The sequence below is a fragment of the Enterovirga aerilata genome (genome assembly GCF_013044135.1).
GTDB classification, from domain to species: domain Bacteria; phylum Pseudomonadota; class Alphaproteobacteria; order Rhizobiales; family Beijerinckiaceae; genus Enterovirga; species Enterovirga aerilata.
In genome coordinates this window covers 237,116-262,072 of the sequence record NZ_JABEPP010000001.1, presented here as the reverse complement: position 1 = coordinate 262,072, position 24,957 = coordinate 237,116, and the positions used below count along the sequence as shown (strand labels likewise).

At 69.5% G+C, this 24,957-nt stretch carries 23 protein-coding genes; 14 read left to right on the top strand and 9 right to left on the bottom strand.

Going from position 1 to position 24,957, the window contains the following annotated elements; all coding sequences use genetic code 11:
* Positions 1-4: 4 nt before the first annotated feature.
* Positions 5-592, bottom strand: coding sequence for an imidazoleglycerol-phosphate dehydratase HisB (hisB, locus tag HJG44_RS01265; RefSeq protein WP_171216532.1), 588 nt, complete (start codon positions 590-592; stop codon positions 5-7).
* A 162-nt stretch (positions 593-754) separates the two neighbouring features.
* Between hisB and hslV the strand changes: the two genes are divergently transcribed.
* Genes hslV through hslU form a run of 3 tightly spaced genes read left to right on the top strand, consistent with a single transcriptional unit; the run spans position 755 to position 3,211 of the window.
* A complete protein-coding gene (gene hslV / locus HJG44_RS01260; protein WP_171217246.1) occupies positions 755-1,297 on the top strand; it encodes an ATP-dependent protease subunit HslV in 543 nt (180 codons plus the stop codon).
* Positions 1,287-1,898 (top strand): GNAT family N-acetyltransferase, encoded by a 612-nt coding sequence (locus HJG44_RS01255; RefSeq protein ID WP_171216531.1) that lies wholly within the window; start codon positions 1,287-1,289, stop codon positions 1,896-1,898. Before hslV ends, HJG44_RS01255 begins: the two co-directional genes overlap by 11 nt.
* Positions 1,895-3,211 (top strand): ATP-dependent protease ATPase subunit HslU, encoded by a 1,317-nt coding sequence (gene hslU / locus HJG44_RS01250; RefSeq protein WP_171216530.1) that lies wholly within the window; start codon positions 1,895-1,897, stop codon positions 3,209-3,211. The genes HJG44_RS01255 and hslU overlap by 4 nt, the downstream gene beginning before the upstream one ends.
* Here hslU and HJG44_RS01245 read toward each other — a convergent pair.
* Complete coding sequence (locus HJG44_RS01245; RefSeq protein ID WP_171216529.1) at positions 3,208-5,229, bottom strand: elongation factor G; 2,022 nt, start codon at positions 5,227-5,229, stop codon at positions 3,208-3,210. The genes hslU and HJG44_RS01245 overlap by 4 nt on opposite strands.
* Positions 5,230-5,299: 70 nt before the next feature.
* Positions 5,300-6,373 carry a ferrochelatase gene (gene hemH / locus HJG44_RS01240; RefSeq protein WP_171216528.1) on the bottom strand — a complete coding sequence of 358 codons (1,074 nt, stop codon included), beginning with the start codon at positions 6,371-6,373 and terminating at the stop codon, positions 5,300-5,302.
* 104 nt (positions 6,374-6,477) lie between these two features.
* Here hemH and HJG44_RS01235 point away from each other — a divergent pair, with 104 nt between their 5' ends.
* Positions 6,478-7,179, top strand: coding sequence for a uracil-DNA glycosylase (locus HJG44_RS01235; protein WP_171216527.1), 702 nt, complete (start codon positions 6,478-6,480; stop codon positions 7,177-7,179).
* Positions 7,180-7,214: 35 nt separating this feature from the next.
* Here HJG44_RS01235 and HJG44_RS01230 read toward each other — a convergent pair whose 3' ends face one another.
* Entirely contained in the window at positions 7,215-7,859 is a 645-nt protein-coding gene (locus tag HJG44_RS01230) for a DUF29 family protein (RefSeq protein ID WP_346767058.1), read from the bottom strand.
* 288 nt (positions 7,860-8,147) lie between these two features.
* Here HJG44_RS01230 and acnA point away from each other — a divergent pair, with 288 nt between their 5' ends.
* From acnA to HJG44_RS01205, 5 genes are all read left to right on the top strand, one after another.
* Positions 8,148-10,856, top strand: coding sequence for an aconitate hydratase AcnA (gene acnA, locus HJG44_RS01225; RefSeq protein ID WP_171216526.1), 2,709 nt, complete (start codon positions 8,148-8,150; stop codon positions 10,854-10,856).
* 36 nt (positions 10,857-10,892) lie between these two features.
* A complete protein-coding gene (locus tag HJG44_RS01220; RefSeq protein WP_171216525.1) occupies positions 10,893-11,102 on the top strand; it encodes a TOBE domain-containing protein in 210 nt (69 codons plus the stop codon).
* A 2-nt stretch (positions 11,103-11,104) separates the two neighbouring features.
* Positions 11,105-11,584 (top strand): hypothetical protein, encoded by a 480-nt coding sequence (locus HJG44_RS01215; RefSeq protein WP_171216524.1) that lies wholly within the window; start codon positions 11,105-11,107, stop codon positions 11,582-11,584.
* Positions 11,581-12,507: an oxygen-dependent coproporphyrinogen oxidase gene (hemF, locus tag HJG44_RS01210; RefSeq protein WP_171216523.1), complete on the top strand. Its 927-nt coding sequence runs from the start codon at positions 11,581-11,583 to the stop codon at positions 12,505-12,507. The genes HJG44_RS01215 and hemF overlap by 4 nt, the downstream gene beginning before the upstream one ends.
* Before the next feature lie 87 nt (positions 12,508-12,594).
* Entirely contained in the window at positions 12,595-12,903 is a 309-nt protein-coding gene (locus HJG44_RS01205) for a monooxygenase (protein WP_171216522.1), read from the top strand.
* A 9-nt stretch (positions 12,904-12,912) separates the two neighbouring features.
* On the opposite strand, the gene HJG44_RS01200 is transcribed toward HJG44_RS01205, so the two are convergent.
* Genes HJG44_RS01200 through HJG44_RS01185 form a run of 4 tightly spaced genes read right to left on the bottom strand, consistent with a single transcriptional unit; the run spans position 12,913 to position 19,725 of the window.
* Entirely contained in the window at positions 12,913-14,991 is a 2,079-nt protein-coding gene (locus tag HJG44_RS01200) for a hypothetical protein (RefSeq protein WP_171216521.1), read from the bottom strand.
* Positions 14,992-15,006: 15 nt separating this feature from the next.
* Positions 15,007-17,787: a DUF4159 domain-containing protein gene (locus tag HJG44_RS01195; protein ID WP_171217244.1), complete on the bottom strand. Its 2,781-nt coding sequence runs from the start codon at positions 17,785-17,787 to the stop codon at positions 15,007-15,009.
* 1 nt (position 17,788) lies between these two features.
* The gene (locus tag HJG44_RS01190; RefSeq protein ID WP_171216520.1) at positions 17,789-18,709 is read right to left on the bottom strand and encodes a DUF58 domain-containing protein; all 921 of its coding nucleotides are present in this window, start codon (positions 18,707-18,709) and stop codon (positions 17,789-17,791) included.
* 8 nt (positions 18,710-18,717) lie between these two features.
* On the bottom strand, positions 18,718-19,725 hold the full coding sequence (locus tag HJG44_RS01185) for an AAA family ATPase (RefSeq protein WP_171217243.1): 1,008 nt from the start codon (positions 19,723-19,725) through the stop codon (positions 18,718-18,720).
* 154 nt (positions 19,726-19,879) lie between these two features.
* Here HJG44_RS01185 and HJG44_RS23475 point away from each other — a divergent pair, with 154 nt between their 5' ends.
* The 5 genes from HJG44_RS23475 (at position 19,880) to phaR (ending at position 23,250) form a co-directional block, all read left to right on the top strand.
* Positions 19,880-20,482: a DUF1285 domain-containing protein gene (locus HJG44_RS23475; protein ID WP_246735990.1), complete on the top strand. Its 603-nt coding sequence runs from the start codon at positions 19,880-19,882 to the stop codon at positions 20,480-20,482.
* Positions 20,479-21,129, top strand: coding sequence for a CoA pyrophosphatase (locus HJG44_RS23470; RefSeq protein ID WP_346767057.1), 651 nt, complete (start codon positions 20,479-20,481; stop codon positions 21,127-21,129). Before HJG44_RS23475 ends, HJG44_RS23470 begins: the two co-directional genes overlap by 4 nt.
* Entirely contained in the window at positions 21,122-21,379 is a 258-nt protein-coding gene (locus HJG44_RS01175) for a DUF6111 family protein (RefSeq protein WP_171216519.1), read from the top strand. Before HJG44_RS23470 ends, HJG44_RS01175 begins: the two co-directional genes overlap by 8 nt.
* The gene (locus tag HJG44_RS01170) at positions 21,376-22,557 is read left to right on the top strand and encodes a CCA tRNA nucleotidyltransferase (RefSeq protein WP_171216518.1); all 1,182 of its coding nucleotides are present in this window, start codon (positions 21,376-21,378) and stop codon (positions 22,555-22,557) included. Before HJG44_RS01175 ends, HJG44_RS01170 begins: the two co-directional genes overlap by 4 nt.
* 105 nt (positions 22,558-22,662) lie before the next feature.
* Entirely contained in the window at positions 22,663-23,250 is a 588-nt protein-coding gene (gene phaR / locus HJG44_RS01165; RefSeq protein ID WP_171216517.1) for a polyhydroxyalkanoate synthesis repressor PhaR, read from the top strand.
* Positions 23,251-23,302: 52 nt separating this feature from the next.
* On the opposite strand, the gene HJG44_RS01160 is transcribed toward phaR, so the two are convergent.
* Positions 23,303-24,748: a hypothetical protein gene (locus HJG44_RS01160; protein ID WP_171216516.1), complete on the bottom strand. Its 1,446-nt coding sequence runs from the start codon at positions 24,746-24,748 to the stop codon at positions 23,303-23,305.
* Between the last annotated feature and the right edge of the window lie 209 nt (positions 24,749-24,957).

Here is a 24,957-nt window from a genome sequence, read left to right as displayed (position 1 = left end):
ACCGTCAGAGCGCACCCTTGGTGGAAGGAATGCGCTCGCCTTCCCGCGGATCGACAGCGGCCGCCCGGCGCAGCGCGCGCGCCAGACCCTTGAAGCAGCTTTCCGCGATATGGTGGCTGTTCTCGCCGTACAAAGTCTCGACGTGCAGCGTCAGGCCGGCATTCATGGCGAAGGCGATGAAGAACTCGCGGACGAGCTCGGTGTCGAAGCCGCCGATCTTCTCCGTCGGGAACGTCGTGCGGAAGACCAGGAAGGGCCGCCCCGACAGATCCACCGCGACACGGGTCAGCGTCTCGTCCATCGGCAGGTCGAGACTCGCATAGCGGGCGATGCCGCGCTTGTCGCCCAGCGCCTTCGCGAAGGCCTGGCCGAGCGCGATGCCGATGTCCTCGGTCGTGTGGTGCCCGTCGATATGGAGGTCGCCCGCCGCCTTCACGTCGAGATCGAACAGCGCGTGCCGGCCGAGGAGCTCAAGCATGTGGTCGAGGAAGCCGATGCCCGTCGCCACGGAGGTGCGGCCCGACCCGTCGATCGCCAGCGACACGGAAATATCGGTCTCGTTCGTCCGGCGGCTGACGCTCGCGGAGCGCATGATCCCCCCGAAGGTGTTCTTGAGTTGAACAGGCCCCGCTCAGTAGCAAGCGCAGGGCCATGGCGCCACCGCTCCGGGGTCGTGGCTGGATTTCGCTATCCGGATGATTAAGTGACGGTTCCCTCTAGGAAGCTCTCCTTGTCCGAAGACCAGCCGCCCCGCATGCATGCCACCACCATCGTCATGGTCCGCAAGGACGGGCAGGTGGTGATCGGCGGCGACGGCCAGGTGAGCCTTGGCCAGACGATCGTGAAGGGCAATGCCCGCAAGGTGCGACGCCTCGCGAAGGGCGGGGTGATCGGCGGCTTCGCGGGCGCGACCGCCGACGCCTTCACGCTGTTCGAGCGGCTGGAAGGCAAGCTCGAGCAATATCCGGGGCAGCTCACGCGCGCCTGCGTCGAGCTCACCAAGGACTGGCGCACGGACCGCTATCTGCGCCGGCTCGAGGCCATGATGCTGGTCGCGGACCGCGAGGTGAGCCTGCTCCTGTCGGGTTCCGGGGACGTGCTCGAGCCCGAGGCGACGCCGAACGGGGCCGTGATGGCGATCGGCTCGGGCGGAAACTTCGCGCTGGCCGCCGCCCGTGCGCTCATCGACACCGACATGGCCGCCGAGGCGATCGCCCGCCGCTCGCTCGCGATCGCGGCCGAGATCTGCGTCTACACGAACGGCAACGTGGTGATCGAAACGCTCGATGCGGCTTGAGGCACCCGCATATGCGTTCCGCCCGGTCGCGGCGGCCGACTTGCCGCTGCTGGCGCGCTGGCTCGCCGAGCCGCACGTCGCCGAGTGGTGGCACGGGGACGGTCTCGCCGAGATCCGGGCCGCGATCGCCGATCCCTCGACGGAGCCCTTCCTGGTCGAGTTCGGCGGCGAGCCGATCGGCTACATCCAGCACTACGCGCCCCATCTGGAGGACGGCCATCCCTACCGGGACCAGCCGGACGGAACGCTCGGCATCGACCAGTTCATCGGGCCGCCTGATCTCGTCGGGCGGGGTCATGGTTCCTGCTTCGTCACGGCCTTCGTCGAGGAGCTGTTCAGGCGCGGCGCCCCGCGCGTCGTCACCGATCCCGATCCGTCGAATCCGCGCGCGATCAGGGCCTACGAAAAGGCCGGCTTCGTCAGGCTCGGGTTCCGGGATACGATCTTTGGCCGGGTGCTGCTGATGGCGCGCGACGCGCGAAAGGATGATCGCGCGAAGCCCCTGTATCGCGGCCTATCGCATCGAAACGGAAGCATCGAGAGGTCCTGGCCGGACGCCACGGCGCCCGAGACCGGCCGAAGCAGCTATAAGCAGGCATGACCACGTTCTCTCCCCGTGAAATCGTCTCCGAGCTCGACCGCTTCATCGTGGGCCAGGCCGACGCCAAGCGCGCCGTCGCCATCGCGCTCCGCAACCGCTGGCGCCGGCAGCAGCTCGAAGGGCCCCTCAAGGAGGAGGTGGCGCCCAAGAACATCCTGATGATCGGGCCGACCGGCTGCGGCAAGACGGAGATCTCGCGCCGGCTCGCCAGGCTCGCGGGCGCGCCTTTCCTGAAGGTCGAGGCGACCAAGTTCACGGAGGTCGGCTATGTCGGCCGCGACGTCGAGCAGATCGTGCGCGACCTCGTCGAGGTGGGGATCGCGCTCGTCCGCGACGAGAAGCGCAAGAGCGTCGAGGCGAGGGCGCATCTCGCGGCGGAGGAGCGCGTGCTCGACGCGCTCGTCGGCACGACGGCCTCCCAGGTGACCCGCGACTCCTTCCGGCGGAAGCTTCGGGCGAACGAGCTCGACGACAAGGAGATCGAGATCGAGGTCCAGGGCGGCGCGCCGGCCTTTCCGATGTTCGAGATACCCGGCATGCCGGGCGCCTCCATGGGCGCGATCAACATCTCCGACATGCTGGGCAAGGCGCTGGGCGGCGGCCGGCCCCGCACCCGCCGCACCACGGTGCGGGAGGCCTACGGGCCTCTCATCGGGGAGGAATCCGACAAGCTGCTCGACCAGGACGCGATCGTGCAGGAGGCGATCCGGCAGGTGGAGAACAACGGGATCGTGTTCCTGGACGAGATCGACAAGATCTGCGCCCGCTCCGAAGGCGGGCGGATCGGCGCCGACGTCTCGCGCGAGGGGGTGCAGCGCGACCTTCTGCCCCTGATCGAGGGCACCACGGTCGCGACCAAGCATGGCCCGGTGAAGACGGACCACATCCTCTTCATCGCGTCGGGCGCCTTCCACGTCTCCAAGCCCTCGGACCTTCTACCCGAGCTGCAGGGCCGGCTGCCGATCCGGGTCGAGCTCAACCCGCTCACCATCGACGATTTCCGCCGGATCCTGACCGAGACGGAGGCGAGCCTCATCAAGCAATCCGTGGCCCTGATGAGCACGGAGGGCATCCGCCTCGAATTCTCGGAGGACGCGATCGAGGCCATCGCCAAGGTCGCCGTGGACGTGAACTCCACGGTCGAGAATATCGGCGCGCGCCGGCTCCAGACGGTACTGGAGCGCGTGCTGGACGACATCTCATTCACGGCACCGGACCGTTCGGGCGAGACCTTCGCGATCGACGGCGCCTATGTGCGGGCGCAGGTCGAGAGCCTGGCGAGCAACACCGACCTGAGCCGCTTCATCCTCTAACCCGCGGCTGCGAGCGCCAGCTCGGCCGGGCGGCCGGTCACCTCCGCCATGTGGGAGAACTTCGTCGAGAAGGTGCCGACCCCGGCGGTGGCCGAGCGCAGCTCGACGATGAGGTCGGCAATCTCCGCCTCCGGGACGGTCGCGGAGAGGATGTCCCAGCCGGGCCAGCCCGGGCGGGCATCGTAGCCCAGCACCTGCCCGCGGCGGCCCGTGACGAGGCTCGCAGCCTTGGAGATCGCACCGGACGGGATCGCGATCTCGACGGACAGGATCGGCTCCAGCAGCACGGAGGCGTGACGCGGAACCGCTTCGCTCATGGCGAGCTTGGCCGCGGCCTGGAAGGCCGCATCGGAGGAATCGACCGCGTGGTACGAGCCGTCGACCAGCGTCACGGCGAGATCGACCATGGGGAAGCCGAGCGGCCCGCGCTTCAGCCACTCCTCCACGCCGGCCTCGACGGAAGGGATGTACTGTTTCGGCACGACGCCGCCGACGATCCGGCTCTCGAACACGAAGCCCTCGCCACGGCCGAGCGGGCGCACCTCGATGGAGACGTCGCCGAACTGGCCGTGCCCCCCGGACTGCTTCTTGTGCCGGCCGCGGGCCGAGCTCGGCCGGCGGATCGTCTCGGCGTAGCCCACCTTCGGCTTCGCGGTCTCGACCTCGACCTGGAACCGCGAGGCGAGACGCTCGACCGCGACCCTGAGATGCATCTCGCCCTGGCCGAGAAGCCGCACCTCGCCGAGATCCGGCCGGTGCTCGAGCTTCAGCGAGGGATCCTCCTCCACGATCTTGGCGAGCGCGGAGGTGAGGCGCACGTCGTCCTTGCGGTTCTTCACCCGCACCGCGACGGCGTAGACCGGTTCCGCCGGCACAAGCTGGACGAGGGGTTCGGCCGCCTTGCGGCCCGCCGCAAAGCATTCGCCCGTGCCGATCGGATCGAGCCGGGCGAAGCCCGCCACCTCCCCTTCCCCGGCCTCGGCCAACCGAGTGGTCTGGGCGCCGCGAAGCTGCGAGAGACCGGCGATGCGCGTTTCCCCGCCGCCCGATCCCGTCACCGTGTCGCCCTCGCGGAAGACGCCCCGGAGCACGCGCGCGACCGAGAGCTTGCCGCTGAAGCCGGTGTGGATCGTCCGCACGACCTGCGCCAGCGGAACGCTCTCGGCAGGCACGCCGAGCCGCTCGCGCGTATCCGGGAGCGCAGGCGCCTCGTGGCGGAGCGCCTTCAGAAGGCGTGTCACCCCATGCCCATGCTCGGCCGAGCCGATCAGCACGGAGACGACCTGCCCGTCCCGCAGCTCGCGCGCGAGGTCCTGGAACACACGGTCGTTCGGCGGCTCCTCGTCGGAGATGAGCGCCTCCATGAGCGCGTCGTCGTGGTCGGCGAGGCGCTCCAGCATGGTGAAACGCGCCTCCTTCTCGCGGGGCAGTTCGCCCTCGGAGAGCGGGATCTGCTCGCTCGGCGCCTGCTCGCGGTAGACGAAGCCACGCTCGAGCGCGAGATCGATGAAGCCGGTCGCGACCCCATTCTCCCAGATCGGGATCTGGCGCAGCAGCAGCGGCGTCGCCGAGGCCTCCTGCAGCGAAGCCAGAGTCTCCCGGACGCGCCGGCCCGTGGCGTCGATCTTGTTCAGGAACAGGAAGCGCGGGATCCCGAGTTCTTCGAGCTCGCGCATGACGAGGGCGAGCGCCGGGACCTTCCTGTCGTCCGGCTCGCACACGACCACGGCCGCGTCGCAGACGGGCAGCACGGTGCGCATGTCATGCGCGAACTCGACCGAGCCCGGGCAATCGATGAAGGTGTAGCCGTCGCCGAGATACTGCACCGTGGAGACGTTCGGCTCGACGCCCATGTTATGGGCGCGGCCCTCCGGGCTCGAATCGCCGACCAGGCTGCCTGAGCCGGAGCGGCCCATGCGGTCGATCGCGCCCGTGCGGTGGAGGATGGCTTCCAGCAGCGTGGTCTTGCCGCTCTGGAAGGGTCCGACGAGCGCAATGCACCGAGGTTGCGCGATCATGCGACCGGCTCCGGTTCGACCTGCCGCGATGTTAGGCAGCTTGTGCCGGGACGCAAGCCGCGGCCGGAGATCAGATCCAGCCGGACAGCTCGCGCTCGACCACGTGGCGGATCACCCGCATGCCTTCGGGCGAGTCGTTCAGGCACGGCAGATAGGCGAAGTCCGTCCCGCCGCCTTCCTCGAAATAGTGCCGGTTCTCCCCGTTCAGCTCCTCCAGCGTCTCCAGGCAGTCGGCCGAGAACCCCGGCGCCACGATCGCCATGCGCTTCACGCCGGAGGCGGCGAACTCCTTCACGGTCTCGTCCGTGTAGGGCTTCAACCACTCGTCCGGCCCGAAGCGCGACTGGAAGCTCATGCGGAACCGCTCCTCCGGCCAGCCGAAGGCCTCGCGCATCAGCCGCCACGTCTTGTGGCAATGGCAATAATAGGGGTCGCCCTTCTGCAGGTACTCCTCGGGGATGCCGTGGAAGGAGACGAGGATCACCTCGGGCTCGAAGGCGAGCTTGGCGAGCTCCGCCTTCATGGAGGAGACGACCGCCTCGATATAGACGGGATCGTCGTGATAGGGCGGCGCGACCCTGACGGCCGGCTGCCAGCGCATGTCCATGAGCGCCCGGAAGGCCTGGTCGCAGGCGGTGGCCGAGGTCGCGGCGCAGTATTGAGGGTAGAGCGGCACGAGGAGGATGCGGTCGCACCCTTCCCCCAGGAGCGCCTCGATCCGGTCCTTCGTGCGCGGAAAGCCGTAGCGCATCGACCAGTCGACGACGATGCGCTCGCCGGCCGTCTCGCCGAGCACCGCCGCGAGCTGCTGCGCCTGGCTGCGGGTGATGGTCTTCAGCGGGCCCTCGTCCAGCTCCTTGTTCCAGATCGTGTCGTAGTCGCGCCCCTTCCGGCTCGGCCGGGTGGAGAGGATGATGCCGTTGAGGAGCGGCCACCAGATCAACCGCGGCGTCTCGATCACCCGGCGATCGGACAGAAACTCCTTCAGGTAGCGCCGCATCGGCCAGTAGGTCGTCGCCTCGGGGGTTCCGAGGTTCATCAGGAGCACTCCGATCCGGCCCGAGCGCACGAGCGGATGGCCCGCGGGACGATCGGAGGAGGGGGAGCGGGAGCTCTGTGCGGAGGTGACGGTCGGTGCGCTCATGATTATCTGGGTTCGGCCTCGGCGCAGCTCATAACGATACTTGTTCGCGAATGCTCCAGGACACAGCGCCCGAACCTCCCGGCAGCCGAGCCCGGGACGTCACGATGACGCGACCGGTCGCGGCGGCCCTGGCGCAGCTGCGCGCCGATCCGAACGCTTCAGGCTGGTGCCGCCTCCCCTTCTTCACGGAGGGAGAGGCGGACCGGATCTCGGCCGAGCTCGACCGGCTCTGCGACGAGGGCGTCTCGCTCGCCCCCCCGCCCGGCCTGATCTTTCGCGCCCTCGAGCTGACGCCACTCGACAGCGTTAGGGCCGTGATCCTCGGCCAGGACCCCTACCCGAAGGCAGGCGACGCACACGGCCTGGCCTTCTCCTATGTCGGCCCGAAATCCGTGCCGGCCTCTCTCCGCGTCATCTTCCAGGAGCTCTGCGACGATCTCGGCTGTCCGCGCCCGAGCCATGGCGACCTGACGGAATGGGCCCGCCAGGGCGTCCTGCTGCTCAACGCGGCGCTCACGACCGAGATCGGACGCTCCGGCGCGCATATGCGGCTCGGCTGGTCCCGGCTCGTCGACGAGATCGTCGCGGCGGTCTCGGCCGGGCGGCCCGCCGTCGCCTTCCTGCTCTGGGGAGCGAATGCGCGCGCCCGCGCCGCCCTGGTGGACCGGACGAAGCATCTCGTCATCGAGAGCGGCCACCCCTCGCCGCTCAACCGGGCCCGCGACTTCCCCGGCTCGCGACCGTTCAGCCGGGCCAATGCCTTTCTGGAAAGTCGGGGCATGGGGCCGGTGGATTGGAGTTTATGATACGCCACGCGAAGCAGACCGGCTCTCGACCGCAGTCAGATTGCTTCTCGCCCCGGTTCGGGCAGGAAATCCAAGTCGAGGACGTCATCGATACCAAACGGGCAATTGGCGGGAAACCGCTCGAGCGGCAGTCCTGTTTCTAGAGCAGCTTGTTGGCGGGCCAGCCCATACTCGTCCTCCAGAACCTGCCCTGGATAGCTTCGCAGGCTTGGGCTTTCGGTCAGCCGCCGCGCGATCCTCGCGCGCTGCTCCAAAATGGTGGCACGCCAGGAATTGGAGCGGTTCTCCGGCTGAACCATGTATTTGAGAAGGTGCTGGAGCAGCACCCCGAGCCTACTCTCGATCTCGCGCTTCTCCTGCCTGGCCAAATCCTCCACCTCCTCGGCCAGGTTCTCCGGATCGAGCTCGTCGAAGCGACCGGTGCGAAGAAGGCGGGCCTGGTGCAAGGCCCAGGCGGCGTAGTCGTCATCGTAGCTAGGCGTGCGGTCTTCCCGGCTGCGACCATACAGATCCGGACGGAGGTCATGCTCGGCAATGCCGGTCTCACGCGCGAGCGCGCTCACCTTGTCGGACGGGACGCGCTGCCACTGATACAGCGCCTGCCGACTGACGCCGATACGCTTGGCCAGCGCCGGGACGCCGCCCACGCGCTCCGCAGCTCTCTTGACGACCTCGATCACGGCAACATGGTAAGAGAGACTTGTTATCTTGACAAGGCAGACTTACCCATCCACACCGTGTGAGAGCAAAATTAGAACTGCTCCGAAACGCTGGCGCGGGCCGCGCTTTTGACCTATATCCGCGCCGGCTGCGCCGCGCGCCAGAGCGTCCAATCCGCTCCGCGCGCTTTCCCAGCGTCCGGGCACCCCCGGAGCGGCGCGCGCCGACAAGGCGCACACGGCCGAACACCCGTCCTGCGCGGTTCACGCCGCGCGTGTTCGATCACACCGATCCGGAGGAGCAGCCCGGTGTCCACTTCGCTCGACAGCTTCAAGTCCCGCCAGACCCTGACGGTCGGCGACAAGACCTACTCGATGTACTCCCTTCCGGAAGCCGAGAAGAACGGCCTCGCGGGCGCGTCCCGCCTGCCCTTCTCGATGAAGGTGCTGCTGGAGAACCTGCTGCGCTACGAGGACGGCCGCACCGTCAAGAAGGAGGACGTCCAGGCCATCGTCGACTGGCTCGAGAACCGCGGCAAGGCCGAGAAGGAAATCGCCTACCGGCCCGCCCGCGTCCTCATGCAGGACTTCACGGGCGTGCCTGCGGTGGTGGACCTCGCGGCCATGCGCGATGCCATGAAGACGCTCGGCGGCGATCCCCGCAAGATCAACCCGCTGATCCCGGTCGACCTCGTCATCGACCACTCCGTCATCGTGGACGAGTTCGGGACGCCGAAGGCGTTCGCGAAGAACGTCGAACTCGAATACGAGCGCAATGCCGAGCGGTACAAGTTCCTGAAATGGGGCCAGGTCGGCTTCGAGAACTTCTCGGTGGTGCCGCCCGGCACCGGCATCTGCCACCAGGTCAATCTGGAGTTCCTGTCGCAGACGGTGTGGACGCGCCGCGCGGAGGCCGAGCCGGTCGAGATGGCCTATCCGGACACGCTGGTCGGCACCGACTCGCATACCACGATGGTGAACGGGCTCGCGGTGCTCGGCTGGGGCGTCGGCGGCATCGAGGCCGAGGCCGCCATGCTCGGCCAGCCCGTGTCGATGCTCATCCCGGAGGTGATCGGCTTCAAGATCACGGGCAAGCTGCGCGAGGGCGTGACGGCGACCGACCTCGTGCTCACCGTCACGCAGATGCTGCGCAAGAAGGGCGTGGTCGGCAAGTTCGTCGAGTTCTACGGGCCGGGCCTCGCCGACATGTCGGTGGCCGACCGGGCGACGATCGGCAACATGGCGCCTGAATACGGCGCGACCTGCGGCTTCTTCCCGATCGACGAGAAGACCATCGCCTATCTCAGGACGACGAGCCGTACGCCGGAGCGCGTCGCTCTGGTGGAGGCCTATGCCAAGGCGCAGGGCATGTGGCGCGACGCGTCGACGCCCGATCCGGTCTTCACCGACACGCTCGAGCTCGACCTCGCGGACGTCGTGCCGTCCATGGCCGGCCCGAAGCGCCCGCAGGACAAGGTCGCCCTGGACAACATCAAGGCGTCGTTCGCGTCCGCCATGGAAGGCGAGTTCCGCAAGGCCGGGGAGCTCGGCAAGCGGTTCAAGGTCGAGGGCGCGAATTTCGACCTCGGCCACGGCGACGTCGTCATCGCGGCGATCACCTCCTGCACGAACACCTCGAACCCTTCGGTGATGATCGGGGCGGGGCTCCTCGCCCGCAACGCCGTCGCTAAGGGCCTGCGCTCCAAGCCCTGGGTGAAGACCTCGCTCGCGCCCGGATCGCAGGTGGTCGAGGAATATTTCGAGAAGGCCGGCCTGCAGGATTGCCTCGACAAGCTCGGCTTCAACATCGTCGGCTTCGGCTGCACGACGTGCATCGGCAATTCCGGGCCGCTGCCGGAGAACATCTCGAAGGCGATCAACGACAACGACATCATCGCGGGCGCGGTGATCTCGGGGAACCGCAACTTCGAAGGCCGGGTGAACCCCGACGTGCGGGCGAACTATCTCGCCTCGCCGCCCCTCGTGGTCGCCTATGCGCTCGCGGGCTCGCTCACGATCGACCTCGCGACCGAGCCGCTCGGCACGGGCTCGGACGGCCAGCCGGTCTACCTCAAGGACATCTGGCCCAGCTCGGAGGAGATCCAGTCCTTCATCGACCGGACGATCACGGCCGACCTCTTCAAGACCCGCTATGCCGACGTCTTCGCGGGTGACGCTCACTGGAAGGCGGTGCCGGTCTCCACAGGCCTGACCTACGAATGGGACATGGGCTCGACCTACATCCAGAACCCGCCCTATTTCGAGGGGATCACCAGGGAGCCGAAGCCGGTCCGCGACATCGTCGATGCCCGCATCCTGGGCCTCTTCGGCGACTCGATCACGACGGACCACATCTCGCCGGCCGGCAACATTCGCGCCTCCTCGCCCGCCGGCAAATACCTCCTGGAGCACCAGGTCCGCGTGGCCGACTTCAACCAGTACGGGACGCGGCGCGGCAACCACGAAGTCATGATGCGCGGCACCTTCGCCAATATCCGCATCAAGAACCAGATGGTGAAGGACGCCTCCGGGAACGTCGTCGAGGGCGGCTACACGATCCATCAGCCCTCCGGCGAGCAGATGGCGATCTATGACGCCGCCATGCGCTACAAGCAGGAAGGCGTTCCGCTCGTCGTCCTGGCGGGGAAGGAGTACGGCACCGGCTCCTCGCGCGACTGGGCCGCGAAGGGCACGAACCTGCTCGGGGTCCGGGCCGTGGTCGCCGAGTCCTTCGAGCGCATCCACCGCTCCAACCTCGTCGGCATGGGCGTGATGCCGCTCGTCTTCCAGGGCGATGATTCCTGGGCCTCGCTCGGCATCAAGGGCGACGAGACGATCACGCTCCGGGGCATCGAGGAGGGCCTCACGCCGCGCAAGAGGATGACCATGGAGGTGCGCTCGCCCGACGGAACGGTGAAGAACGTGCCGCTCGTCTGCCGCATCGATACGCTCGACGAGCTCGAATATTTCCGCAACGGGGGTATCCTGCCCTACGTGCTGCGGCAGCTCGCGGCCTGACGGCCGCGTCCGGTCGGTGGCGGTCCCGGAGGGAACATGAAGCTCAGCGCCCGCAACCAGCTCAGGGGCCGCATCGTCGAGATCGAGAAGGGCGCGACGACCTCGCATGTCCGGATCGAGATCGCGGGCGGTCAGGTGGTCACCGCATCCATCACCAACCGCGCGGTTGCCGAGCTCGGCCTTGCGGTCGGCCAGGAGGCCTATGCGGTCGTGAAGGCGTCCGACGTGATGGTTGGCGTGGATTGAAAATGCGGCCCGCCCTTCTCGGCCTCCTCGCGGCTCTCGCGGCGTCCGGTCCGGCCGCCGCCCAGGACCGCTGCGCCGACTTCGCTTGGCCGCTCACCCGGGAGCGCACCCTCCTCTCGGAAGCACCGGCCGCGGAGAACGGGGCGACCCTGCCCTTCGGGGAAGCGCGGCGCATCGCGGCTGTGCCGCTGGCGCAGGCGGGGCTGCACGCTCCTCCGGAGCGCGGCGGCCCCGACATCCGGGCTGCCCATGTCCAGGTGGACGGGGCGCCGGCCCGGATCCAGGTGACGCTGTCGGACGACGCCTGGGTCGACGTCGTGCAGGGCGGGCGCCATCTCCGCTCGCTCGGCTCGACCGGCCATCGCGGCTGCCCGGGCCTGCGCAAGAGCGTCCGCTTCGACACGGGCGGCGCGCCCTTCGCGGTGCAGGTGAGTGGTCCGGACCTCCGCGAAATGGCGATCGCGGTCACGGCGGCGCAATGAGCAGCTGTCCGGAACGCCGCACGCCGAAGCGCATTCCGTCCGTCACCGAGCGCCTCCAGACCGAGGCTCCCACTTGGTTCGCCGATCTGCGCGACCGCATCTGCGCCGCCTTCGAGCGCCTGGAGGCCGAGGCGGAGGGGCCGGCCTTTCCCGAGGCGCCGGCCGGACCCGGCCGCTTCGTCCGCACGCCCTGGCAGCGTACGGACCATACGGGCGCGCCGGGCGGCGGCGGCGTCATGTCGGTCATCAAGGGACGCGTCTTCGAGAAAGCCGGCGTCCATGTCTCGACCGTCCATGGCGAGTTCGCGCCCGAATTCCGGGCGCAGATTCCGGGCACGGAGGAGCATCCGGGCTTCTGGGCGGGCGGCATCTCGCTCATCGCGCATCCCTGGAACCCGAACGTGCCGACCGTGCACATGAACACGCGCTTCGTGGTCACGTCGAAGCCCTGGTTCGGCGGCGGGGCGGACCTCACGCCGGTGCTGGATCGTCGCCGCAGCCAGGAGGATCCCGACACCCTCGCCTTCCACGCCGCGATGCGGGAGGCGTGCGCGGCGCATCCGACGCAGCCCTACGACCGCTACAAGGCCTGGTGCGACGAATACTTCTTCCTGAAGCACCGCAACGAGCCGCGCGGGATCGGCGGCATCTTCTACGACTATCTCTGGTCCGGCGATCCGCAGGCCGATCTCGCCTTCACGAAGGCCGTCGGCGAAGCGTTCCTCCGCGTCTATCCGGAGATCGTCCGCCGCAACATGTCCACGCCCTGGACTGAGGCCGACCGGGAGGAGCAGCAGGTCCGCCGCGGCCGCTATGTGGAATTCAACCTGCTCTACGATCGCGGCACGATCTTCGGGCTTAAGACCGGCGGCAACGTCGCCTCGATCCTGTCCTCCCTCCCGCCCACCGTGAGGTGGCCCTAGGCCCCTCGCCGGGCGGACGGCTTTCCCGAACGGTGCCGCGCACTATTGTGCAGCATTGTGCAGCTTCGCTGCGCGGGAGAGCTCCTCGTGATTGTCGAGATCGTCACCTTCAAGCATCGGCCGGGCCAGAGCCGGGAAGAGGTCCTGGAGGAGGCGCGGGCGACCGTGCCGAAATGGCAAGCCAATCCCGACCTGATCCGCAAGCACTTCCTCTACGGCCAGGACGATGCCGGCGGCGGTATCTATCTCTGGCCGTCGCGCGAAGCGGCCGAGGCGGCGCATGGACCGGAATGGCGCGAGGGCGTTCGCGCCCGCACGGGATCGGAGCCGCAGATCGTCTATTACGACCTGCTGATGGTGATCGATAACGAGAGGAAAACGGTGGCGGAGCCCTGACCGTGGCGTTCAGGCCCGCGCCACCCGGCGGCGACCCTCCAGGATCCAGGCCAACAGCACCGCGCCGACCAGCACGCCGAGACCGAGGAAGCCGAGCCCGAGCGGGAAGACCCGCACGCCGCGGATCGTCGCAGCGTCGCTCGGGCGGATGCCGATCCAGTCCGACCCGGCCATGCGGGAGCCGGAGCGCACGATCTGGATGCGCGGCAGCGTCGCCGGCCCGGCCGCTTCCGCGACGCGGCGCGAGGACCCGCCCGTAGCCTCCGCTAACGGACGGAGATGAGCCGGGTCGCTGAAGACGTCGGAGAGCTCGCGCGAATTCGCCGGCCCGACACTCGCGAATGCGGCGAGGTCGCCGGAGCGGAACGTATAGAGCCCGAGTTCTTCGGCCCGCACCTCCGCCGTGAAGAGCCCCGGCCGGGCCTCGGCGACCGCGATCTGTCGCTCTCGACCCGACGGGGACGTGACCGCGATCGGTCCGGGATCCTGACCCATCGTCTGCCGTTCGAGCCGGATCGCGCGGCCGGCCACATTCGCGCGCAGCGCCTCCTCTTCGAGAGCGGGCTCCTTCATGAGCCAGTGGGCGAGGCGGCGCAGGAGGTCGAGATGCGGCCCGCCGTCGTTGTAGCCGCGCGCCCACAGCCAGGCGTGGTCCGAGAGAAGCAGCGCGACCCGGCCCTTCTCCTCGCGGTTCAGCACGAGAAGCGGCGCCTCGCCCGCTCCGGACATCACGCTCGTGCCGGTTCGGATCTCCGCCCCGATCGTGCGCAGCCACTCGCCCCAGGCCGGGGGGTCGGATTCGGATCCCGGCAGGTCGCGGGTCACGGGATGACGCTGGCCGCGCTCGGTGATGCGCGCCTTGAAGGGCGTCTCCAGGATGCGGCCGTCCGGCCCCCCCGGCAGGATCGCGGAGAGGCGCGTCCGGGCGAGGCTGCCCGGGCCCGCATATTCCGGCCCCGCTGCGATCAGGAGCGCGCCGCCCTCCCGCACGTAGCGGGTGATGTTGTCGAAATAGGTCGACGGTAGGACGCTCTGGTTGGCGTAGCGGTCGAAGATGATGAGGTCGAAATCCTTGATCTTCTGCTGGAAGAGCTCCCGGGTCGGGAAGGCGATCAGCGAGAGCTCGTTGATCGGCGTGCCGTCCTGCTTCTCCGGGGGACGCAGGATGGTGAAGTGGACGAGGTCCACGTTCGCGTCCGACTTGAGCAGGTTGCGCCAGGTCCGTTCGCCCGGATGCGGCTCGCCCGAGACGAGGAGGACGCGCAGCTTCTCGCGGATCCCCTCGATCGTGACCACCGCCCGGTTGTTGACCGGCGTCAGCTCGCCGGGGAGTCCGTCCGCCTCGATCTCGACGACATTCGGCCCACCATGGTCCACCCGGACGGTCAGCGTGAACGGCGCGCCCGTCCGGACGTCCTGGCGCAGCACCGTCTGGCCGTCGCGCCGCACCGTCACGGTCGCGATCCCCGTCCCGCCGCGCTCGGATACCTCCGCGCGAATGGTCTGGTCCTTGCCGACGATGCCGAAACGAGGCGCTTCGAGGAGCGCGATGCGGCGGTCGCGCTCGTTCGGCCGGCCGGTGACCAGGGCGTGGAGGGGCGCCCGGAAGCTGAGCTCGGATGCTGAAGCCGGGATGTCGTGCACCACCCCGTCCGTCACCATGAGCACGCCCGCGAGCCGGTCCGGCGGCACATCGGCCAGCCCGCGCTGCAGGGCGGCGAAGAGGCGCGTGCCGTCGTCCCCCTCGCCGTCGCCGGCATCGACCATGCGGATCTCGATATCGGGCAGCGCGCCGAGCCGGCGCTCGGCCTCCTCGCGCAGCCGCGTCGTCATCTCGGCACGATCGCCGAGCGTCTGTGAGGTCGAGCGGTCGACCACGACCGCCACCACGCTGCGGACGGGATCGCGCTCCTCCTGCACGAGCGAGGGCCCGGTCAAGGCGCCGAGCACGAGCGCCAGGGCGAGCGCGCGCAGAGCCGCGACGCCGCCCCGGGTGAGCGCCGCCACGACCGTGACCGCTGCGACCGCGATCCCGAGCGCAACGAGGGCCCAGACCGGAAGCAGCGGGGAGAAGGAGAGGGTCAGCATCGCGCCTCGCGGGGCCTATTGCCCCAGCCGCTCCAGCAGCGCCGGCACATGGACCTGGTCAGCCTTGTAGTTACCGGTCAGGGTGTACATGACGAGGTTCACACCTCCGCGGAACGCCATCTCGCGCTGGCGCGGATCGGCGCCGATCACCGGGAACATGGGCTCGCCGTTGCGGCCGACGGCCCAGGCGGCCGCGAGATCGTTGGACGTGATCACGATCGGCGACACGCCGTCGCCCGCGCGCGCCGGGCGGCGCTCGCCGTCGGCCGCGGGCGGCAGCGCCTCGACCCAGGTCTGGCCGGTGCCGTAGCGGCCGGGAAAGCGATCGAGCAGGTAGAAGGTCTTGGTGAGCACGTGGTCGCGCGGCACCGGCTCGAGCTCGGGTATGTCGAGCGTGGCGAGCATGCGTCGCAGTGCCTGCGTCTCGGCTGTCGGCTCGCCGCCCGGCCGCGCGTTCATGGCATCGCGGGTGTCGAACAGGATGGTGCCGCCGTTCTTCATGAAGGCGTCCAGCTTGCGGATCGCCGCCGGCGACGGCAGCGGCTGGTTCGGGGCGACCGGGACATAGAGCAGCGGGAAGAAGGCCAGCTCGTCCCGCGCCAGGTCCACGGCCGCCGGCTCGCCCGCCTCGAGCGCCGTGCGGGCGGCCAGAGCCTGGGTCAGGCCGGTCAGCCCCGCCTTGCTCGTCTGGTCGATGGTGGCATCCCCCGTGACGACGTAGGCGAGCCGCGTCACGAGCGCCGGATCGGGCGAGGCACGGCCGGAGCCCTGCGCTAAGGCCGGTTGGCCGCCGACGAGGCACGGCAGGCCGAGAGCCGCCGCCAGAGCGGCTGCGGCCGCCACCCGGCGCGGACGAAGCCGCTGGAGATGTCCGCCGAGCCACAGGGAGACGAGCGCGTCGGCGAGGAGCAGCAGGATCGCGGCCGTGAGCAGCGGGGCGCGCAGATCCAGGGTCTCCGCACGGGCGAGCGGGGCGGTGCGGGACGCAAGCGGGCCGAGCGGAAGCGGCGCGAGCTTGTCGCCGGCGAGGAGCGCGTTGACGGCGAGGCTCGATTCGGTCGGGCCGTAATAGCCGGGCGGGTGCTCGGGGCTCGCCCGGTCCGAATGGTTGCGCTGCACCGCCTTGGCGGTCGGCGGAGGAGCGACGAGTGCGCCGAACCCGTCCAGCACGCGCGTCGGCGCCACGGTCTGGATGTCGGCCTTCTGATCCGCCCCGACCACGTCCGGATTGCCGGACAGCGCGACGACCCGGCGCAGCATGTCCACGAAGAGGCCGGTCAGCGGCAGGTTCGACCAGGCGGCATCCGCGGTCACGTGGACGAGAACGACCATGCCCTGGCCGCGCCAGTCGGCCGTGACGATCGGCGTTCCGTCCTGGAGCGCCGCCCAGGTCTTCCGGCTCAGCTCCCCGTCCGGCTCGGCCAGAATCTGGCGCCGCACGCCGAGATCGGCCGGCACGGCCAGGCCGAAAAACGGGCTTTCGCGCGTGAACGGCGCGAGCGTCCTCGGCGCGTCCCAGGACAGCGCGCCCCCGAGATTGCGGCCGCCCCGGCGCAGCCGGACGGGAACCAGGTCGTCGTTCCCTGCCGCGAGCCGCGTTCCGGCAAAGCGCAGGAGCAGGCCGCCCTTGTCCACGAACTCCGCCACGCGCCGGTAGGTGTCGCGGTCGAGCGTCCCGACATCCGCCAGGACGAGGACCGAGACCTGCTGGTCCAGGAGCTGGCCGACCGCTTCCGCGACGCCGCCGGGCGCCTCCCGCACCTCCCCATAGGGGCCGAGCGCGCGGGCGAGGTAGTAGGTCGGCGCGAGCAAGGGCTGGGCCTGGTCGGCCGTCGAACCGGAAACAAGACCGATCCGGCGGCGCTTGCCGCGCTCGTCCGAGAGGTGGACGGCTCCGGCGGAGGATTCGCCCAGGATGTCGATCCGGGCGATCGCGTTTCGGATCTCCATCGGCACCTCGAAGCTCGCCTCGGCCTCCGTCGCGCCGGGCTGGAAGGCGAACTGGGCGTCGGCGAGCGGCAGGCCCTTGAGATCCATGGCGCGAAGCGTCCCGGCATCGCGGCCGTTCGGCACCGCCCGCAAGACATGAACGACGAGCTGGCCCGCCCGGTTCTCCAGGCCGGCGAGCGCCACGGCCGGCGGCGCCGGAGCTTGGAACACCGCGAGCGACCGGGCTCCTGCCGCAGCCGCAAGCGCCTCGCTGAAGGCGGAATCTCCCGCGCCGGCGACCCCGTCGGAGATCCAGACGATCTCGGCATCGGGCTGGGCCGCGAGGAAGCGGGTCACGGCATCGGCGTGGTTGCGGCGGTCGACGAGCCAGGGCTGAGGCTTCACGGCGCGAAGCCGGTCGAGCGCCGCGGCCGGCGAGACGGTCTCAAGGCCGCCCGGGCGCTCGCCGGTCGCGAGGAGCGCGACGGGGCGGCCGTCCCGCTGCGCGCCCTCGATCCGCTCGGCCGCGAAGGCGGCCCGCTCGCGCCAGTCATACGCGGCCGGAAAGCCGGAATCCAGGATCACCAGCAGCGGCCCGCGCCCGCCGGCGGCGCCCGGGTTCCAGAGCGGGCCTGCGGCCGCGAGGATCAGGAGCGCCGCGACGAGGAGGCGGAGTGCGAGGAGCCACCAGGGCGTGCGGGCGGGATTTTCCTGCTCCGGCAGGAGGTCCGCGAGGATGCGCAGCGGCGGGAAGTCGATGCGGCGCGGCTGCGGCGGCGTGACCCGGAGCAGGAGCCAGATCGCCGGCAGGGTCACGAGCGCGGCCAGCACCAGCGGGGACAGGAAGGTGAGCGGCAGGCCCAGCATGTCAGGCACCCCCCGTCCCGGGCGCGCCCGCCACGAGGGTCAGCACCCGCAGCGCAGGCTGGGTTGCTGGCTTGTCCGTGTGGTGGATCGTGACCGACCAGCCGCGGGCACGCGCGAGCTCCGCGATGGCGCCGCGATGAGCCGCCATGCGGCGGCGGTAGCTCGCGCCCCACGACGCCGCATCGCCGATGCGGAGCCGCAGCCCCGCCTCGGGCTCCTCCAGCACGGCCTGGCCGCCGAACGGAAAGGTCTCTTCGACCGGATCGACGATCATCACGAGATGACCGCGCGCACCCCGTGAGGAAATCGCCTCGACACGCCGCCGCAACTCGGGCAGCGGCGACAGGAAATCGCTGACGATCACCGCCTCGTCCAGGCGTCCGATCGGCGTCGCGGGCGGGAGGTCGTCGTCCAGGTCGCGCTCGCGCGCCGCGAAGGTCTGGGCGAAGCCTTCCGCCACCCGGCGCGAGGCGGTCGGCTGCTTGAGGCCGAGAAGGCCGACCCGCTCGCCCGCCTCGACGAGCGTGTCCGCGAGCGCCAGCCCGAGCACGAAGGCGCGCTCGATCTTCGGCGTTTCCGCAAGGTCGGACCGGAACGCCATGGAAGCCGAGCGGTCGATCCAGAGCCACACGGCATGGGGCGTCTCCCATTCCCGCTCGCGCACATAGAGTCGGTCGTCGCGACCCGACCGCCGCCAGTCGATCCGGCCGGCGGCCTCGCCCGTCACGAAGGGGCGGAACTGCCAGAAGCTTTCGCCCGGTCCGGCGCGCCTGCGGCCATGCAGGCCGTGGGCCAGGCTCGCGGTCACCCGCCGCGCCTCCAGGATGAGCCGTGGCATCCGGGCGGCGAGCGACAGGGCCGCCGCGGTCTCGCTGCGGCCCGGCCTGCGGCTCTCGGCCGGAAGAACCTCCGTCCTGGCCATCCGGCGGGTCAGCCGAGCCGCGAAACGAGCCGCCCGATGATGCCGGGCAGCGTCTCGCCGTCGGCCCGCGCCGCGAAGCTCAGCGCCATGCGGTGCTTCAGGACGGGTTCCGCCAGCGCGATCACGTCGTCGACGGAGGGCGCGAGCCGGCCCTGGATGAGGGCGCGCGCCCGCACAGCCAGCATCAGCGACTGGCTGGCGCGGGGGCCAGGTCCCCACATCAGCTTGCCCGCGATCTCGCCCGAATCCTCCGGCCGTGCGGAGCGGACAAGGTCAAGAATGGCCTCGACCACGCTGTCCCCGACCGGCAGGCGGCGCACCAGCCGCTGCGTCGCCATGAGCCCTTCCGGGTTCATGACCGCGGCCGGCCGGCTTTCCTCCACGCCCGTCGTCTCGAGCAGGATGCGGCGCTCCGCCGAGCGGTCCGGATAGCCGACGTCGATCTGCAGGAGGAAGCGGTCGAGCTGGGCCTCGGGCAGCGGATAGGTGCCCTCCTGCTCGATCGGGTTCTGGGTCGCCAGGACGTGGAAGGGGCGCGGCAGGTCGTGCCGCTCGCCCGCGACCGAAACGTGGAATTCCTGCATCGCCTGGAGCAGCGCCGATTGCGTGCGCGGCGAGGCGCGGTTGATCTCGTCCGCCATGAGCAGCTGGGCGAAGATCGGTCCCTTCAGGAAGCGGAAGGAGCGGCGTCGGTCCGCGCCCTCGTCCAGCACCTCGGTTCCGAGAATGTCGGAGGGCATCAGGTCGGGCGTGAACTGGACGCGGCGCGCCTCGAGCCCGAGCACGGTCCCGAGCGTCTCGACGAGCTTCGTCTTCGCCAGGCCGGGCACGCCGACGAGCAGCCCGTGGCCGCCCGCGAGCAGGGTGACGAGCGCGAGCTCGACCACGCGCTCCTGGCCGAAAATGACACGGTCGATCGCCTCGCGTGCGCGGCCGATGGTCTCGAGCGCGGTCTCCGCGTGCTGGATCACCGCATCGTCGAGCGAGGTCGGGACCGATGCGGCTGACTGGGCCAGTTCCAAAAGCGCCTCCAGGGGTCTCCGCCGCCTGACGGAAGCGGAGAGTGTGGGCAGGCAGCCGGACCGTGGCAAGCGGTCCGTCGACGCAGCCGCCTCGAAACTAGGCAGCGGCTTGATGTTTCTTTGATGGCGGATCGACTAAAGACGCGGCATGGCACAGTGCCGAACAAGCGAGACTTCCGGGCCGACCGATGCGCTGGGGCGGCTGAAGGCCGCGCTCGGCGAGCACGCGGCCGGCAAGGGTCCGCCTCCCGTCGAACGCTGGAACCCGCCCTTCTGCGGCGATCTCGACATGCGGATCGCGGCCGACGGCACCTGGTTCTACATGGGAACCCCGATCGGCCGGCCCGCCCTCGTCAAGCTGTTCGCCTCCGTGCTGCGCAAGGACCCGGACCGCTACGTCCTCGTCACCCCCGTGGAGCGGGTGGGAATCGCGGTCGAGGACGTCCCCTTTCTGGCGGTCGAGATGGCGGTCGACGGCGAGGGACGGGAGCGGAGGGTCGCGTTTCGGACCAATGTCGACGATCTCGTCGAGGTCGGGCCCGACCACCCGCTGCGCTTCGACGCGGACGTGACCGGAGCCGTGAAGCCCTATCTCCGTGTCCGCGGCGACCTCTGGGCGCGGCTGACGCGGGCCCTGACCTACGATCTCATCGAGCTGGGCGAGGACAGGTCGGCGGAAGGCCGGCCGGCCGAGTTCGGGATCTTCGTGCGCGGCGCGTTCTATCCCGTGCCGTACGGAGAGGCGGCGTGAGCGCGGCGCTCGAGCGCCGGCACGATCTCGCCGAGCGCGCCGGGGGCCGGCTCCGTCGCGAGCCGCCGGGCTTCCTCGAGCCGCGCTGCGACCTGAAGGGCGATCACGCCCTGAACCCGGCGACCTGGAGCTCGCTCCCCTCGGCGCAGCCACGGAACGCCGCCGTGCTCGTGCCCGTGGTCGAGCATGCGGGCGGGCCTTGCGTCCTTCTCACCGAGCGCGCCTCGGGCCTGCGGAGCCATTCGGGCCAGATCGCCTTTCCGGGCGGACGCATGGATCCGGAGGACCCGACCGCGATCGACACCGCCCTGCGCGAGGCCGAGGAGGAGATCGGGCTTCCGCGCAGCTTCGTGCGGCCGCTCGGCTACCTGGACGCCTACCTGTCGTCCTCCAACTACTTCGTCCTGCCCGTGGTCGCGCTCGTCATGCCCGGCGCGCCGCTCGCGCCGAACCCGGCGGAAGTCGCGGACGTCTTCGAGGTGCCGCTCTCCTTCCTGATGGACGAGCGCAACCACGAGCTGCATGCGCGGCAATGGCGCGGCAGCATCCGCCAGTACTACGCCATCCCCTTCGGCCGCCGCTATATCTGGGGCGTTACCGCAGGCATTTTGCGCAACATGTACGAGCGCCTCTACGCGCATGATTAGGGTCATCCTGACCGAGGGGCTTCTCTTCCTCGCGCCGTTCCTCGTCTTCGGGCTCTTCCTCATGCTCCAGCGCCGGAAGGTGCTGGACGTCGAGCATTGGTCCGGTCCGATCGTATGGCTCGCGATGGCGGGACTCCTGCTCGTGCTCGCGAGCTTCCTCTACAAGGGCTTCTTCACCGAGCGGCCTGCGGCCGGCTTCGAACCGCCCCACATGGAGAACGGCCAGTTCGTGCCCGGCCGGTTCAAATGAGCGCGGGCGAGCTCGACCTCGACGGTCCGGCACGGCTGCTCGACCGCGCCGAGGTCGGGCGCCTTCTCCAGGCGCTTGCCGCCCCCGCCGAGGAGACCCGGATCGTCGGCGGCGCGGTGCGCAATGCGCTTCTCGGCCGAGCGGTCCACGAGATCGATCTCGCCACGACTGCGCCGCCGCAGGACACGATGCGGCGGGCCCGCGCCGCCGGGCTGAAGGCGGTCCCGACCGGCATCGAGCACGGGACAGTCACGGTCATCGTGCACGGCACGCCTTTCGAGGTTACGACCCTGAGGGAGGATGTCGAGACGGACGGGCGCCGCGCCGTCGTGCGCTTCGGCCGCAGCTTCGAGCAGGACGCGCTCCGCCGCGACTTCACCATCAACGCGCTGTCGCTCGGGCCTGACGGGCAGGTCCGCGACTACACGGGCGGGGTGCCGGATCTCGCCGCCGGCCGGGTGCGCTTCATCGGCGATCCGCGCCAGCGCATTCGGGAGGATTTCCTGCGCGTATTGCGCTTCTTCCGGTTCAGCGCGGATTATGCCGAGGGTCCGCTCGACCCTGAGGGTCTCGATGCCGCAATCCGCGAGCGGGACGGGCTCTCGATCCTGTCGCGCGAGCGCATCCGCGCAGAACTCCTCAAGCTGCTCTCGGCCCGCCGTGCCGCCGAGGTCGTGGCCACGCTGAGCGGGACGGGCCTCCTCCTGCGCATCGCGGGCGAGGTGCCGGAACTGGGCCGCCTGCGCCGGGCGTCGAGCCTCGACGCGGTCGGAAGGCTGGCGGCGCTGCATGTCCGGACGGAGGAGGATGCCGAACGCCTGCGCGACCGCCTCCGCCTGTCCAACGCGGAGCATGACCGCCTCGCCACCTTCGCCCGCCTGCTCGGCCGTTTGCTGTCACGCGGCGTCCTGGACCGGGCCGAGGCCCGCCGCATCGCGGCGCTGCACGGTGCGGGGCCGCTCGTGGAGATCGTCTCGGTCCTGGCCGGAGAGCCGCGCCCGGTCGTGTCCGAGGACGGGCAGGTGCAGGTCGAGGCGTTCAGGGCAGGCGCGCCGGCCCCCGCCTTCCGCCTGACCGGGCGCGACCTGATCGGCGAGGGAGTGCCGCCGGGACCGCAGCTCGGACGACGGCTGGCGGAGCTGAAGAGCGCATGGCTTGCCGAGGGATGCCCGGACTAGGACCGGCGCTGGAGCCGGCGGCGCAGCCACTCCCACCTTTTTGCATGATTGCAGTGCAGCACGGTCCGTGGAAGACTCTCCCCGTCTCGGGAGGATGGGAGTCGAATGGCCACCGAAAAGGCGCCGACGGTCATCAAGAAGTACGCGAACCGCCGTCTCTATCACATGGGTACGAGCACCTATGTGACGCTGGAGGACCTCGCCGCCATGGTCCGGGCCGGCGAGGACTTCGTGGTGAACGACGCCAAGACCGGCGAGGACATCACCCGCTCCGTGCTCGCGCAGATCATGTTCGAGCAGGAGAGCAAGGGCGGCCAGCAGAACCTGCTCCCCACCACCTTCCTGCGCCAGCTCATCCGCTTCTACGGCGACAGCATGCAGGCGCTCGTGCCGCGCTATCTCGAATTCTCCATGGACCATCTGACGCGCGACCAGCAGAAGCTGCGCGATCAGATGGAGAAGACCTTCGGGCCGACCGCCTTTCACGCCATGGAGGACCAGGTCCGGGCGAACATGGCCTTCTTCACGGAGGCCATGAGGATGTGGTCTCCCTTCGTGCCGAAGGGCGAGGGTGAACCCGACAAGGCCGAAAAGCCGGCCCAGCCGGCCGATACCAGCGCCAGCGACATCGAGGCGCTCAAGCGGCAGATGGCCGAGATGCAAGCGAAGCTCGAAAGCCTGGCGAAGAAGTAGCCGCGGTCCCTCCGGCCTCGCGGCCCAGCCGACCCGTGCGTGCGCCCGCCTCCTACCTCTTCGCCATGCTAAAGAAGCCCTGGCCTTCGGGAAGTATGCGGCCGCTCACGGAGGGCCCGATCGGCTCGACGGCTTCGAACGTCCGCTGGAAGCCCGGAGGATCGTCGTCGAATTGCCAGTTCACCGCACCCTGGTAGCGCCACCATTTCCCAGGATGCGGCTTCCCTCCGGTCTCGTTCCAGGAGACCTTGCCGTCGCGCGTGAAGCTGAACGCCCCGCTCCAGCCTCCGATCTTCACGCCCCAGTTCCCCACGATCGCGTGCCCGGTGTCGCTCGCCGGCGCCGAGGTTCCGTAGAAGGCGGCCAGCTCGTTGTACTCCTGGGTGCCCGAAGCGGGCATCCAGGTCCCCATGGCCTGCGCGAATTTCGCAAAGGGGATGCCCTGCTTCTTGTAGTCGATAGCGGCTACGGCCAGAGACAGCCTCTCCCGGTTGATGCCTTTCGCGCTTCCGATGTTCTCCCACAGACACCTGTGCTTCCCATCCTTCATGAAGGTCACGTAGATCTGGAGGATGTCGTGCATCCTGCAGCCATTCAGGATGTGGAAGGCCTGCTCGCGATCCGGCGGGTTGTACATCGCATGGTCGATGCTCGCGATCGTGCCTGAGATGTCCTTCGAGAAGACCGCCGTCTTGACGGGCTTTATCCAGATCGCCTCTACGGAATAACCCATGTTGGGCGCGTCCTGGCCGAACGGGTCGGCCTTCAGCCGGTACGGCGGCGATATCCGCAAGGTGGCCAGCGCCTTGTCTTCCGAGTAATTGTAGTAGAGCTTCACGCTTTCGTACTCGAAGCTCACCGTCCCGACGCCGACCTCGACCCTGTAGGTCAGCGCGACCAGGCAGCCGAGCGTCGGATCGCGGCGACGCTTCTCGTCGATATCCCGCTCTGCCCCGACCAGGTCCGCGGCAGCCGCCCCCGCGTTCTTGCAGTTGCGCACGAAGGTCGCGAGGTTCCTTGCGACCGCCACCATGGCGAGGATCGCGAGACCGACCGAGGCGGCTCCCCCGGCTCCGTTCGGAAGGGCCGGAAGCGCCGGCGGGGGAACGAAGGTGCCCTCGGGCGGTCCTCCTCCGGACGGAGCGCCCCCGCCGGAGAAGTCCCCGTCGGCATCCCATCCCTTTTCCTTGAACAGGCGGGCGCGGTATTCCTTGATCTTGCGGATCCAGGCGCGATGCGCCGGCGAATTGCCGATACCGTGCGAAAACGGGAAGAATTCCGGCGGCGCCTCGTAGCCTCCGCTGGTCTTGAATGCGTGATGCGCGATCTCGGTGTGGCACGGCTCCCGGCAGACGACCACGCAATTGTCCGAACTCTTCAGCCATTGATGCTTGAAGAAATCGACCCGCTCGTCCACCTGTTCGATGGGAACGACGTGGTGGGCATTGGTCTGGGCCGTGTCGGCCAGCTCCCTGTAGCAGCAGGCGCATCGCCCCATCTGCCGCTGCTCGGCCTCCCTTTGGACCGCTCTCGTGAACTCCCAACCTCTTCTTCGCTCGCCCGCCATCTGAAGCTCCTCTACGAGAGCCGGAAGTGACGATCGCCTGGGAGCTATCCTGAGCGTGATTGTCTGCGCCCGCAAGTAAGCCTTCTGGGCCAGCCCGGGATTGCGGCTGCTGCCGGGAACCCGGATCTGGCCGGCCCGGA

Bases quoted from the DNA above. Each gene is read 5' to 3' on its own strand.
- HJG44_RS01235 (WP_171216527.1), top strand. From the start codon at position 6,478: ATGACGCGACCGGTCGCGGCGGCCCTGGCGCAGCTGCGCGCCGATCCG.
- HJG44_RS01215 (WP_171216524.1), top strand. From the start codon at position 11,105: ATGCGGCCCGCCCTTCTCGGCCTCCTCGCGGCTCTCGCGGCGTCCGGT.
- HJG44_RS01245 (WP_171216529.1), bottom strand. From the start codon at position 5,229: ATGATCGCGCAACCTCGGTGCATTGCGCTCGTCGGACCCTTCCAGAGC.
- HJG44_RS01170 (WP_171216518.1), top strand. From the start codon at position 21,376: ATGAGCGCGGGCGAGCTCGACCTCGACGGTCCGGCACGGCTGCTCGAC.
- HJG44_RS01255 (WP_171216531.1), top strand. From the start codon at position 1,287: ATGCGGCTTGAGGCACCCGCATATGCGTTCCGCCCGGTCGCGGCGGCC.
- HJG44_RS01175 (WP_171216519.1), top strand. From the start codon at position 21,122: ATGATTAGGGTCATCCTGACCGAGGGGCTTCTCTTCCTCGCGCCGTTC.
- hslU (WP_171216530.1), top strand. From the start codon at position 1,895: ATGACCACGTTCTCTCCCCGTGAAATCGTCTCCGAGCTCGACCGCTTC.
- phaR (WP_171216517.1), top strand. From the start codon at position 22,663: ATGGCCACCGAAAAGGCGCCGACGGTCATCAAGAAGTACGCGAACCGC.
- hemH (WP_171216528.1), bottom strand. From the start codon at position 6,373: ATGAGCGCACCGACCGTCACCTCCGCACAGAGCTCCCGCTCCCCCTCC.
- hslV (WP_171217246.1), top strand. From the start codon at position 755: ATGCATGCCACCACCATCGTCATGGTCCGCAAGGACGGGCAGGTGGTG.
- HJG44_RS01200 (WP_171216521.1), bottom strand. From the start codon at position 14,991: ATGCTGACCCTCTCCTTCTCCCCGCTGCTTCCGGTCTGGGCCCTCGTT.
- HJG44_RS01220 (WP_171216525.1), top strand. From the start codon at position 10,893: ATGAAGCTCAGCGCCCGCAACCAGCTCAGGGGCCGCATCGTCGAGATC.
- HJG44_RS01190 (WP_171216520.1), bottom strand. From the start codon at position 18,709: ATGGCCAGGACGGAGGTTCTTCCGGCCGAGAGCCGCAGGCCGGGCCGC.
- HJG44_RS01195 (WP_171217244.1), bottom strand. From the start codon at position 17,787: ATGCTGGGCCTGCCGCTCACCTTCCTGTCCCCGCTGGTGCTGGCCGCG.
- HJG44_RS23475 (WP_246735990.1), top strand. From the start codon at position 19,880: ATGGCACAGTGCCGAACAAGCGAGACTTCCGGGCCGACCGATGCGCTG.
- hisB (WP_171216532.1), bottom strand. From the start codon at position 592: ATGCGCTCCGCGAGCGTCAGCCGCCGGACGAACGAGACCGATATTTCC.
- hemF (WP_171216523.1), top strand. From the start codon at position 11,581: ATGAGCAGCTGTCCGGAACGCCGCACGCCGAAGCGCATTCCGTCCGTC.
- HJG44_RS01160 (WP_171216516.1), bottom strand. From the start codon at position 24,748: ATGGGGCGATGCGCCTGCTGCTACAGGGAGCTGGCCGACACGGCCCAG.